Source organism: Paenibacillus sp. FSL H8-0282 (genome assembly GCF_037963825.1).
GTDB classification, from domain to species: domain Bacteria; phylum Bacillota; class Bacilli; order Paenibacillales; family Paenibacillaceae; genus Paenibacillus_AQ; species Paenibacillus_AQ odorifer.
In genome coordinates this window covers 1,028,835-1,040,855 of sequence record NZ_CP150146.1, presented here as the reverse complement: position 1 = coordinate 1,040,855, position 12,021 = coordinate 1,028,835, and the positions used below count along the sequence as shown (strand labels likewise).

Sequence of the window (12,021 nt, the reverse complement as noted above, 5' to 3'; positions counted from 1 at the left end):
GGACACCTCTTTTCTAATAAAACGATCCTTAATATACAGGTTCCGTATATATGTAACTATAAATACCCAAATCGAGCTCAGAAACCACTTCATAATCTAGTTGGAATTCTATAGTCTTATTTGATAGACCTCCTACAAAATAACTGCCCTCCACAACCAACCTATCCTTCCCTCCAACTGGGGCGACCAAGATCAGCTGTTCAGCTTTATTGGCTGGGATCACAAAGTTTTGCAGCCCACCCGTCTGATCTTGAATATATTTACGGACAGACACGAGGTTACTGCCTAATTCCGAGAGGCCGGAATTGTTGTTCCGCCATACATCAAGCGCATCTTGTTGGGATTGGTTGGAACTGACACACGCCTGATTAACTGAAAATTCCGGGATTTTATATATATTCCCGCCAATATTATCGATAACTACTTTATGGGTTACTTCCGTACAATTTTCAATTTTCAGAGTCGGCATGGGGTCCTTTTCCTTTGAGAATGTCTTTATGATTTTTTGATCACCGGACTTAAAATTTATTGAGATGTCTTTATTATCCATGTTAGAAAATTCGAGCAAGCTATACAACTGATTATTTTTAATTCCGTAGTGCTTTACGATTATAACAAACCTGTTTCTCTCATCTGATAACGATTTTGATTGCTCTTGGCTTCCTACTGAAATTGTTCTGTTGACCGGGGCAATAATCTTCTCCTCGGCAACTGGTGAGGTTATGTAAATAGATTTTGTACCTTCATCCCAAGTGACACTACTACCCAACACTTCGCTAATAAATCTTAAAGGGACTAGTGTATTATTTTGAAAATTGATACCCTTTAAGACTTGCTCATGCTCTTTGGCGTTTACAATTACTCTTCCTTCCTTGACCAGATAAAAAATGTTAATATCCCCTTTAATCGCTGAGACCGACTTCGCATGATTATCCCATTTAATAGTTGCGCTTAAAGCTTCAAAGATCGCCCGCATAGGTACGTATGTAACTCCATCTTTCAGTATAGGACTTACATTAAAATGTAATTGCTTACCGTCCAAATAACATTTGAGATCACTGTCTTCCGCAAAGGCTTGACTTGAAGATAAAACAGCAAAACTTATCATCACCACAAAAAAAGTGATAATTTTTGAAGCAAAGTTGTGGTTTTTCATGTTCTTAATTTAGCTCCTAATCTAGAAAAATAAAAAAATTACAATGCAGACCTGAATATATCAAATGGCCAATCAAAATGTAAGTCTAAAAAGAAAACTACCAACGACACCCAAATTATGGTTAGATGAAGGAGAAGCCATATCCTAGAGGGAAAGAAGCGTGAACGCATATGAGTTTTGAAATCGTAGAGGCCACCATACCGGACATCCAAGCCGCATTAGAAGCCGGAGAAATTACGTCAAAACAACTAGTTCTCATGTATTATGAACGCATTGCTGATCACGACAAAAACGGCCTGACGATTAACTCTGTACTGGAGATTAATCCTGATGCGTTGTTTATCGCAGAATCTCTGGATGTGGAACGGGCAATTAATGGCCCACGCGGCCCCCTGCACGGGATACCTGTGTTATTGAAAGATAATATCAATACTGGGGACAAAATGCATACAAGTGCGGGTTCGCTGGCTTTGGCGAATTCTTTTGCCGGGGAAGATGCGTTTATAGTTACCAAGCTGCGTGAAGCCGGCGCCATTATTATGGGTAAAGCCAATATGACCGAATTCGCCAATTTTATGACGAACGGCATGCCCTCCGGTTACAGCTCCCGCGGCGGGCAAGTCCTTAACCCCTACAATATTTCTACGCCAACCGGCGGCTCTAGTGCGGGTTCAGCAGTAGCTGTCGCTTGTAATTTCTGTACGGTCTCTGTTGGCACAGAAACTTCGGGATCGATTCTTAATCCCGGTAATTTGGGCTCCATCATCGGCATTAAGCCAACCGTGGGGCTGCTCAGCCGTTCAGGAATCCTGCCGCTCTCCAATACACAAGACACCGCAGGCCCTATGGCTAGAACCGTTCATGATGCCGTGTTACTGCTAAACGCCATGCTGGGCAAGGATCAACGCGATGCAGCTATGGGAACAAATACAGGTAGAATCCACGAGGATTATACTGTATTCCTTGATCCGAATGGTTTGCAGGGCGCTCGAATTGGGATACCACGTGATTATTATTTTGAGGAGCTCACAGTTGAGCAGCTTGCTTTGTTCAACGCTTCCGTCGACAGAATGAGAGAGCTTGGAGCGACCATCATTGATCCTGCGGATATTAAGACCGCCCGCGAAATTAGTTACTCTTCGGTGGTATTAAACGAATTCAAAACAGCACTGAATGCTTATTTATCTCATTTGGGCCCCGGAGCACCTATGCGAACCTTGAAGGATATTATTGATTTTAATCATGCACACCCTGTGGAGACTTTGAGATTTGGTCAAGCTACATTAATAGATGCGGAATATACCTCCTCCGGCACACAAAGCGAAGCTCAATATTTACGCCATCGTGCGACTGACCTGAAGCTGTGCAAGGAAGAAGGGATCGATGCCACTATGAAAGAATACAATCTGGATGCCCTGCTGTTCCCTGCCGATTTTGGCGCCAGAATTACTTCCAGAGCAGGATATCCGTCCATCGTCGTTCCTTCTGGATACACTTCGGCCGGCGCTCCCTTTGGTGTAACCTTCTCAGCAAAAGCTTATCAGGAGCCTACGCTTATCAAGCTAGCCTATGCCTATGAGCAGCATTACAAAGTGCGAAAAGCACCTTCGCTAAAAAGCTTCATTTGATTAAACCTATTCCTGGAGTGGAACAATACCTAAATGCCTGTTTCCCTCATGGGACAGACTCCATGTACGCACTTCATAGCTACGAATGCCAGACAGCACGTAAGGATCTTTTTCGGCAAGGAGAACGGCTTCTTCGCGTGAGTTCGCTCTTACAATAACCATACCGCCAGGACAATCACTAAAGGGACCACACAGCACTAATTGTCCTTTACGGTCCAGCTCTTGTAAATGCTTAACATGACCACGAATAATCTCCATGTCTCTACGGTCTTGATTCGTCGGGCTAAGCAAAATAACATAACAAATATCTGCTTGATTGACCTCACTCATCCTATTCTCCGCCTCTCGTTCAAATAGAAACTAAAGCCCGTAACGGTGATTTCCCAATGCCGATTCGGGCTTTTTTATTTCGCGATGTCTTCGTTCGTAGCTTTATTCATAATCTCGCTGATTTTCTTCATCGGCAATATTTTGAATCTCATCAGAATGAATAAGAAACAGCTCGTAGTCCCCCTCTGCATGCAGCTTCAGCGCTCGTTCTTTAAAAAACTTCGGGCTGCCTTCCGCCGCATCCTCATCATAAAAGAGCAATATCCCGTCACTTTTGCGGAACAACAAGTCATCTCTGGCCCTGAACTGCCAGCTGCCGTCATAAGGGGCATTACTGACCGCCCTGCAAAAGTCCGCACCCGCAATAATACGTCGGTATTCCTCCTGCTTCTCTTCCTTCCACTTCTCTTCCTGTCCAGTATGCGCCGTAATGATCCCCAATTTCAATTCAGGATATTGAGTCTTGAGTTCACATACCACCTCACAAGCCCAAAGATCGACACCATACTGGCCAGGGGTAATAATCCATTCGACGCCTTCTTCAATTAGCGGCTTTAATCTGTTAGACAGCGCCTTTTTGATATAAGGAATTCCCGGATGCTTATTGTCAAAAATACCGAGCTCATGCGCACGGTAGCCTGTTACGAGTAAATTCTTCATGTACTGCCTCTTTCCTGAACGTTGGTTATCTCTTACCATGACTTACCTTTGTAGAGTTTTATCCCACTTATATGATTATTATATAGCATTTACATGATCTATTTCTTTAGGCAAACTTTCAGCTGATCTTAAGCAACCTTTCAGAACCGTCTGATATATTTCTCCTAATCAATCTAAAACTATTAAGGAGAGAAAATAAATGAAGAAATTAATACCGATTATGATCTCAGGAAGTCTAGTCGCTTCTCTACTATTGGCTGGCTGCAGCACCAATTCGGAGTCCGAAGGAACAGCTGTTGCTAATAACCCAGCGAACACGGCACCCGCAGATAACACTGAGGCACAGCAATCTCAAGGAAACGGCAATCAACAAAACGGCAGACCCGACATGTCCATGAATTTCGGCAAGATTAAGAGTATTAGCGACAACACAATTACAATCTATACGTCAGAAATGCCTTCCCCGCCCGCACAAGGCACTGGAGATACGGCTGGAGCCGATATGCAGAACGGCCAGGCTGGTACTCCACCGGAAAGACCCGAAGGTGATCAAGGCTCAGAAAACGGTACACCTCCAGAGGGGGGAATACCGGAAGGCGGAGCCCCTGACGGCGGTGGACAAGGTGGTGGACCACAGGGCGGCGGGATGCAGCAAACCTTCTCCGAGGAAACCACAGATATTACAATTGATGCTGATACCAAAATTGTAACGATGACCTTTGACAATGGTACGCGTCAGGAGAACACGATCAGCTTAGCTGACCTGAAAGCTGATGACATTATCCAATATACACTTAAATCAGATTCCACTGTGGCGGAGAGCATTACCTTAAGCAGCGGAAACCCCGGCGGATCCGCTCCAGACGGTAGCACGGGCAGCAGCAGCTAATCAGTTTCTTCACAACAAAAAAACTTTCCGGGGACAAGCTATGCCCGGAAAGTTTTTTAAAAATCGTATACTATAAACTATTTTTTATCCGACAAAATCAATACTCCACGACCCGGTACAACTGCTGAACCACTGATTACATTACCTGTCAGTAGATCAGTACGCTCAGCTGCCCCAATATCCGCGCTTAAATCCCCGGCAGTGTGGTTCAGTAAGAACAAGTAAGATACGCCATCCTTCACACGTTGAACAGATTCGATACCTTCCGGTGCAGTTACCAGCGGCTGAATGTTCTTTTCGGCACATAGATTCGCTAGGAATCCTTGTAGGAATCCAGCTTCTGGGCTAGTCGCCACATAATAAGCTTTACCTTCGCCAAATTTATTCACAGTCAACGCAGGCATTCCTTTATAGAAATCAGAACCGTACTCTGCCAAAACTTCTGCCCCTTCGGCATGGATCAGATCGCAGAGCAGATCACATTTATAAGAACCACTCAAGCTACCCCACGTTTTATCCAGCACGAGCTCATTGCTCATACCTGGCAGTAATGCATCGATTTCCTCTGCCCAAATTCCAAGCACTTTACGCAACTCGCCTGGATAACCTCCAACCGTCACGAGGTCGTTCTCATTAACAATACCGCTGAAATAAGTTGTAATGAATGTGCCGCCCGCTTTTACAAAAGCTTCAACCTTCTCTGCAAAACCTGGCTTGACCATGTACATTACGGGTGCGATAACAATTTCATACTTGGACAGGTTCTCTTCGACCCCGATCATGTCGGCTTCGATATTTTGCTGATACAGCGCATCATAATATTTGTGGACTTCATTCACGTAATCCAAGGCAACCGACGGACCGCTTGAGAGATCAAGCGCCCAACGATTTTCCCAATCGTAGATGATCCCTACTTTAGCTGCACTGCGCGCATCCAGTAGTTGATCTCCAAGCTGCTCCAGCTCTTTACCCAGCTCAGCACATTCACGGAATACCCGTGTGTGTTCATGACCCACATGCTCAATTACCGCTCCATGATACTTTTCACAAGCCCCTATCGAACGACGCAGTTGGAAGAACAACACAGTATCTGCACCACGCGCCACAGCCTGATAACTCCATAGACGCATAACGCCTGGACGTTTCAAAGAGTTGTACGGTTGCCAGTTCTGCTGGCTCGGTGTTTGCTCCATCAGCATGAACGGTTGGCCATTTTTTAATCCACGCATAAGATCATGTGTCATTGCTGTAAAGCTGACCGGTGTGTCCAGTGAAGGATAGTTGTCCCAAGAAATTACATCCATATGCTTGGCCCACTCAAAATAATCCAGCTCCGGATAAAAGCCCATCAGGTTCGTTGTAACAGGTACGTTGGTGCTGTGTTCTTTGATCGCTTCGTATTCGATTTTGTAACATTCGAGCAAGCTATAAGACATAAAACGGCGATAGTCCAACGAGATTCCTTGGAAGTTAGTACGGTTACCGTTCCATTCTTCACTCAGCTCATTTGGCACCACAATTTCTTCCCAATCATAAAACGTATGTCCCCAAAAGCGTGTATTCCAAGCCTTGTTCAAAGCATCCAGCGAACCATAACGCTCCTTCAACCAGACACGGAAGGCAGCAGCGGACTGTTCGGAATAATCATAGCCACCATATTCATTAGAAATATGCCAAGCTACCAGTGCCGGATGATCCTTGTAGCGTTCTGCCAGCTTACCAGCCAGCTTCGCTGCATACTTGCGGTAAACTGAACTGTTCGGATTGGAGTTATGACGTCCGCCGAACTTACGTTTTCTGCCCTGCACATCGACACGGGTCACTTCAGGATAACGATGAGCCATCCAAGCTGGATGTGCTCCTGTTCCTGTAGCTAGACATACATAAGTTCCATTTTTATATAGTCTATCCATTAATTCATCCAATGAGGAGAAATCATAAGTATCTTCGGAAGGTTGGATTAAAGCCCAGGAAAACACATTAATTGTGGCAACATCAATTCCCGCCAGCTTGAACATCCGTTCATCCTCAGCCCATACTTGCGCATCCCATTGCTCCGGATTGTAGTCTCCACCGTACCAAATTTTAGGTAATTTATCGTTAATCACACTTCGCACACCCTTTATAGTATAATTATATATCTATTGTAAATGGTTAAGGTTGCCCTTTAAATATAAAATAATATCTCATACATATAAGAATATAGAACTAACAGGAGAGGATAACATTGTCCGAAATCATGCATCGCAGGATCGTATTCGTCCATGAAGGTGGACAGCACTTGCCAATCACTTTAGACAGTATGGGGCACAATCATGATCAGGAAAAAGTATCCCGCCCCGATGGTTATGACACGTATCATTGGCTTCAAACCTCAGAAGGTGAAGGGATCATCCATTTTGACAATAAAACCTTTTCCCTGCCCGAAGGCAGCGGCGTATTACTACTTCCTTATACACCCCATCGTTATGAGGCTTCCACCAAAAACTGGGGTACCTATTATCTAACGTTTGGTGGCGATTCGGCACACTCTATTTTGGAGACGCTTGGGATGAATAGTAATTCTTTTTACCGTTGGGAAAATGAAGCGCCTCTCCCAAATCTGCTGAAGGAGATGCTGGATCGTCATGATGCCTATCAGGATATGTTTGGTCTCGGCGCCTCAACAGATGCTTATCGTTTTTTGCTTACTTTGAGTAAATATGGCCAGCTTCAAAATAATACGGCGATTTCCCGCAATGTAGATAAGCTGCAGCCACTGCTAAAATGGATGGACAGCCATTATGGCGATCCTGATCTTGGACTGAACGATCTAGCCGATGAACTAGGCGTATCTGGGCGCTATCTTAACAACCTATTCGTCCAAACTTTCGGACTCTCGCCTTATGCCTATTTCGTACGTTTACGCATCCGGAAAAGCAAAGAAATGCTCGTAAGCCAACCCGATCTTACGGTAAAAGCTATCTCCCAGCTAGTCGGCTTCCGCGATGTCAGCCATTATGTAGCCACATTTCGCAAGCAATCCGGGACTACGCCGGAGCAATTTAGACGCCTTCATTAAACATGCCCCGCCTGCTGTGGAGAAATTGCTCGCTGGGAATATGCGGCTAGAACGTAGTAAGAGTATGGTATGCGCTACTATTGTGTAGAAATGGGCGGTACGGTGAAGTGCGGTACGTTACGTTGGCCGGGTTCATTTGGCTGCGAGTGTACGGCACCTCTGAGATGGATCGTGCAGATCTGCTCATGGTGGAGTCCTTGTGAAAATCTGCTCATGGTGGACTCCATGGGGAATCTTGCTCATGTTGGGACTCCATGTGGAAATCTGCCCGCTTTGGACTCCATGTGGGAATCTGCTCATGTTGGGACTCCATGTGGAAATCTGCCCATGTTGGACTCCATGTGGAAATCTGCCCATGATGGGGACTCCATTGTGCAGCTCTCTTCAGTTCAGTATGAGTAAGTCAGACGAAATAATTGCACTTTGTACACTTAAAATAGCCTGCACGGCAGAAATTATCCATATAAGTGTATTTTGTGCAACTATATTCTCGGAATATGGCCTTGCAGCGGGATTAGCCAATTTTTAGCTGCACAAAGTGCAACTAAAACCAATTAAATACTCCAACACTTCAAATAAGTGTACGAAGTACAACTATTTTCTGTTGTGCTTCTGTTAAAGTTTCTGCATGCCCTACTCCACTCATTTTTTACTCCACACTTCCACTTACTTCACTATTCCTACTCCACACATCCCTCACTCCATCTTCACCAACCTTCACTTCACCCTACTCCACACATCCCTCACTCCATCTTCACCAACCTTCACTTCACCCTACTCCACACATTCCCCTCTCCACTTTCCCCTCTCCTGCCACACTCCCAAACCCACTCCAAAATCTCTTTACTCAAAACCACTCAAATCTCCAGCACCTCAACGCCATACGGCTCGAGCTGGAGCTCTCCCGATCGAATCTTATTATCCAGCAGGCTGCCGTATTCTCGTGGCAACGGAACGATCACCGACTCGCGGCTCAGGTTAAGCAGGAACAAGAAGCTTCCCTGATCTCCAGTCCGCACGGAGGCTTGTACTCCGTTTGGCAATCCTTCAAAGCGTAACAACCCTTTTTCCTTAGCCAGGTTCTCCAATAGAACTGTCCAGTATTGCTCATCCGCATGGGTTCCAAAGTAATAAACCTGACCTTTGCCGAAGGAATTAACAGTTACAGCGGGTGTGCCGCGATAGAAATCATCACCATACCAAGAAATTGGCTGAGCCACTACAGGTCGGAGGATGTCGCACCACTGCGTACATTCATATGGGTTACCCTCCCCATCCACGATGACATGTGCTTCAACGCCAATCGGATCATACTCAAGCACTTCAACGCCGGTACAATAGCTCAGCTGCCCAGGCAGCGGTTGCATGACTGCGATGTTGTTTATATTTTTGACGCCACTACGGTTGGTGATCAGCAAGGTCCCGCCAGCGAGGGCAAAATCCTCCAGATTTCGTACGATCTCCTCATCCAGCAAATATAAATTTGGAGCGATCACTACTTTGTATCCATCAAGCGGTTGTCTGAGGTCGATAACATCGCACCCCATGCCAAGCTTGGTCACCGCCCGGTGAATCTGCTTAATGTTCTCATAATAATCAAAGCCCTCTGCCTGCGGCTGAATATCCAGCGCAGCCTTCTCTTCATGAGAATGGAGGATAGCCACTTCGTTTTTCAGCATCGTTCCTTGGAGCTTGCCGCTCAGCCCATTAACCTCATGACATAGCTGCGTGAACTCCGCTAATCTGCGTCCGGGAACATTGCTGTGATCAATCAGCCCGTGCCAGAATTGTTCTGCTCCTGAAGTTGCACTTCTCCAGCGAAAATGAACAACAGTATCCGCACCTCTAGCAATCGCCTGCCATGCATAGGCACGAATCAGTCCCGGATAAGGGGTTCGCCACATCGGCATCCAACAACCCGGAGATCCACTCAACTGCTCCATGATCCAGAAGTTTTGGCGTTTGATGCCACGGGTTACGTCCAATGAAAGTGCTCCGCTATAAGGCGTTGTCTCTTGTTTGGTTGGCGAAGTATTCGGATAATAATCAAACGCAGCCACGTCCAGATCTGCACCCACTGCGTACATATCGAGACGCTGCGGATAGCTGTGAAAGTTATGGGTTATGAAATGCTCTGGACAAATCATACGCAAAATATTGATCTGCGCTGTCTGAAACGCTACCACCGAATCCCACTGAAACCGCTGAAAGTCCAATAGAAAAGATGGATTCTGATGAGGTGATCCGCCCAACGGCACGGTAAGCTCATTCCAATCGCTGTACTCCCCGCTCCAAACAACGGTTCCCCATTCTGCATTGACCTCAGCCAGTGTTCCGTATTTAGCTTGTACCCATGCTCGAAAAGCAGTATTACAAGTGTCACAATGACAATCCAACATGCCAAATTCATTATCAGTCTGCCAGCCTATGACAGCCGGGTGTTCACTGTAACGCTCGGCAAGACGCAGAATAATACGGCTGCCATACTCACGCAGTGATGTGCTGTTATAGCAGCGGTGTCCACGTACCCCCGGGTGAAAGGTCTCTCCATTAGCAAACACCGGAAGCACATCCGGAAATTTCGTCGTTAACCATCTTGGCGGTGTAGCTGTTGGCGTACCCATCACAACCTGCAGATCATATTGATGAAAAAGGTCCAGCGCACGGTCCAGCCACTCAAACTGGTAATTCCCCTCAGTAGGCTCCAGTCGGCTCCATGCGAACTCAGCAACCCGGACTACTTTAACACCTGTTTCTTTCATCAACTTGATATCTGGTTCCCACATGGATTCATCCCAATGCTCCGGGTAATAGTCCACTCCCATCTGAACATGATCATATCGTTTCATTGGCGCTTCTCCCCATCCCTTGATATTCAGCCCTGTTTCCCCAAAAAAGCGCTCCCCGTCTCAAATTGATGAGGTATACGGAGAGCGCTTCTGTTAACCACTAATATCCATTAAATCTTCTCTATAATGTGCTTTACTTATTTTTTTAGCTTGTCCCATGCAGCTTGCATACCAGTCATCCAGCCGTTAACGTCAACCTTGTCAGCGATGAACTGTTGGATCACGCTGGCAAATTCTTGCGTTACACCATCAGGGAATTTGGAGGATTGCAGGCCATAAACTTTGTTTTCTTTTACATAGTTCCATACGTCTGCTCCAAGCATACCGATGTCTTCAGGTGTTGCTTCGATTGTGGACAAAGCAGGGATGAATTTCCATTTTTTAACGATGTACTCTTTACCCATATCGGAAGTTACCAACCAGTTCAAGAAAGTTTTTGCTTCTTCTTTAGAACCGGATTCTTTGTTGACTACAAGGTTCGCAGGGATACCAACAGTCATTTTGTCATTCTTCTCAGCATCTTCATTGATTGGCATAGGGAACATACCAATGTTCATATCAGGAGTGATGTTATCAACAAGAGTTTGTGCCCAGTTACCTTCTTGCATCATTGCAGTTTCGCCTTTTGCGAACATTGCCAGGTGAGTGTTAGCATCTGTGGTCAAAGGATTCTTTTGTCCGTATTGTAAAGTCAGTTTGAGATACTTGCTCCACTCTTCAAACGTTTTATTTCCTACAATTGTACCAGTTCCTTCATTCAAACCTTTGATGAATTCATCTACATTATCTTGTTGTGCAAAGGCTACGCTGATCCCTTGGTTACCTAGCAGCCACCATTCCTGATATGCATTACCAAAAGGAGTTACGTCGATAGCTTGCAGCTTTTTAGCTGCTTCTTCAAGCTGTGACAATGTTTTTGGAGTTTCAGTGATTCCCGCTTTAGCAAACAAGTCCTTGTTATACACAATACCGATACCCTCAAGGTTCATTGCCATACCGTATACTTTGCCATCTTTAGTCATAGGCTCTGCAGCCATAGGAATCAGATCTTTTACCCAAGGTTGGTCGGACAGATCTTCCATCTTGTCTCCCCAAAGTTCCATTTCTGCATATCCACCATTGGAAAAAATATCAGGCGCATCGCCGGAAGCGAATTTAGTTTTCAATGCTGCTGCGTAGTCCGCACCACCACCAACTGTTTGGATATCCAGCTTGATGTTAGGGTATTCTTTTTCGAATTCTACCTTAAGCTCATTGAGGCCTTCTACGATTTCAGTTTTGAATTGGAAGATCTTAACGGTCTTCACTTCACCTGAATTTGTGCCAGCGCTTCCATTTTGTGAGTTACTAGAAGCGTTATTATTACCACCACATGCCGTTAGAGCTAAACTCATTGCCATTACTGCTGATAGAGCAACTGCGGAGTGTTTCTTCTTCATTATATATTC

At 45.4% G+C, this 12,021-nt stretch carries 10 protein-coding genes; 4 read left to right on the top strand and 6 right to left on the bottom strand.

The window, feature by feature from the left end:
- Positions 1-28: 28 nt before the first annotated feature.
- On the bottom strand, positions 29-1,156 hold the full coding sequence (locus NST94_RS04460) for a copper amine oxidase N-terminal domain-containing protein (protein ID WP_339281717.1): 1,128 nt from the start codon (positions 1,154-1,156) through the stop codon (positions 29-31).
- Between the two features lie 170 nt (positions 1,157-1,326).
- Between NST94_RS04460 and NST94_RS04455 the strand changes: the two genes are divergently transcribed.
- Positions 1,327-2,784 carry an amidase family protein gene (locus NST94_RS04455; RefSeq protein ID WP_339281716.1) on the top strand — a complete coding sequence of 486 codons (1,458 nt, stop codon included), beginning with the start codon at positions 1,327-1,329 and terminating at the stop codon, positions 2,782-2,784.
- Positions 2,785-2,790: 6 nt separating this feature from the next.
- Here NST94_RS04455 and NST94_RS04450 read toward each other — a convergent pair whose 3' ends face one another.
- Together NST94_RS04450 and NST94_RS04445 are read right to left on the bottom strand one after the other, a co-directional pair.
- Positions 2,791-3,114: a YciI family protein gene (locus NST94_RS04450; RefSeq protein WP_051491142.1), complete on the bottom strand. Its 324-nt coding sequence runs from the start codon at positions 3,112-3,114 to the stop codon at positions 2,791-2,793.
- Positions 3,115-3,216: 102 nt separating this feature from the next.
- Positions 3,217-3,774, bottom strand: a complete 558-nt coding sequence (locus NST94_RS04445; RefSeq protein ID WP_036680784.1) for a DUF1273 domain-containing protein — start codon at positions 3,772-3,774, stop codon at positions 3,217-3,219.
- 199 nt (positions 3,775-3,973) lie between these two features.
- Between NST94_RS04445 and NST94_RS04440 the strand changes: the two genes are divergently transcribed.
- Positions 3,974-4,663 (top strand): hypothetical protein, encoded by a 690-nt coding sequence (locus tag NST94_RS04440; protein ID WP_076185004.1) that lies wholly within the window; start codon positions 3,974-3,976, stop codon positions 4,661-4,663.
- Positions 4,664-4,740: 77 nt separating this feature from the next.
- On the opposite strand, the gene NST94_RS04435 is transcribed toward NST94_RS04440, so the two are convergent.
- On the bottom strand, positions 4,741-6,771 hold the full coding sequence (locus NST94_RS04435) for a beta-galactosidase (protein WP_076185003.1): 2,031 nt from the start codon (positions 6,769-6,771) through the stop codon (positions 4,741-4,743).
- Positions 6,772-6,890: 119 nt separating this feature from the next.
- On the opposite strand from NST94_RS04435, the gene NST94_RS04430 reads away from it, so the two are divergent.
- Complete coding sequence (locus NST94_RS04430; protein ID WP_254848824.1) at positions 6,891-7,724, top strand: AraC family transcriptional regulator; 834 nt, start codon at positions 6,891-6,893, stop codon at positions 7,722-7,724.
- 69 nt (positions 7,725-7,793) lie between these two features.
- Entirely contained in the window at positions 7,794-8,126 is a 333-nt protein-coding gene (locus NST94_RS04425; RefSeq protein ID WP_139329898.1) for a hypothetical protein, read from the top strand.
- Between the two features lie 455 nt (positions 8,127-8,581).
- On the opposite strand, the gene NST94_RS04420 is transcribed toward NST94_RS04425, so the two are convergent.
- Together NST94_RS04420 and NST94_RS04415 are read right to left on the bottom strand one after the other, a co-directional pair.
- Positions 8,582-10,573 (bottom strand): beta-galactosidase, encoded by a 1,992-nt coding sequence (locus tag NST94_RS04420; RefSeq protein ID WP_339281715.1) that lies wholly within the window; start codon positions 10,571-10,573, stop codon positions 8,582-8,584.
- A 137-nt stretch (positions 10,574-10,710) separates the two neighbouring features.
- A complete protein-coding gene (locus NST94_RS04415; protein WP_094902687.1) occupies positions 10,711-12,012 on the bottom strand; it encodes an extracellular solute-binding protein in 1,302 nt (433 codons plus the stop codon).
- Positions 12,013-12,021: the final 9 nt, after the last annotated feature.

What these genes read in the sequence shown, in the direction of transcription:
- NST94_RS04445 (WP_036680784.1), bottom strand. Translation starts at nt 3,774, where the DNA reads ATGAAGAATTTACTCGTAACAGGCTACCGTGCGCATGAGCTCGGTATT.
- NST94_RS04420 (WP_339281715.1), bottom strand. Translation starts at nt 10,573, where the DNA reads ATGAAACGATATGATCATGTTCAGATGGGAGTGGACTATTACCCGGAG.
- NST94_RS04460 (WP_339281717.1), bottom strand. Translation starts at nt 1,156, where the DNA reads ATGAAAAACCACAACTTTGCTTCAAAAATTATCACTTTTTTTGTGGTG.
- NST94_RS04455 (WP_339281716.1), top strand. Translation starts at nt 1,327, where the DNA reads ATGAGTTTTGAAATCGTAGAGGCCACCATACCGGACATCCAAGCCGCA.
- NST94_RS04415 (WP_094902687.1), bottom strand. Translation starts at nt 12,012, where the DNA reads ATGAAGAAGAAACACTCCGCAGTTGCTCTATCAGCAGTAATGGCAATG.
- NST94_RS04440 (WP_076185004.1), top strand. Translation starts at nt 3,974, where the DNA reads ATGAAGAAATTAATACCGATTATGATCTCAGGAAGTCTAGTCGCTTCT.
- NST94_RS04425 (WP_139329898.1), top strand. Translation starts at nt 7,794, where the DNA reads ATGCGCTACTATTGTGTAGAAATGGGCGGTACGGTGAAGTGCGGTACG.
- NST94_RS04450 (WP_051491142.1), bottom strand. Translation starts at nt 3,114, where the DNA reads ATGAGTGAGGTCAATCAAGCAGATATTTGTTATGTTATTTTGCTTAGC.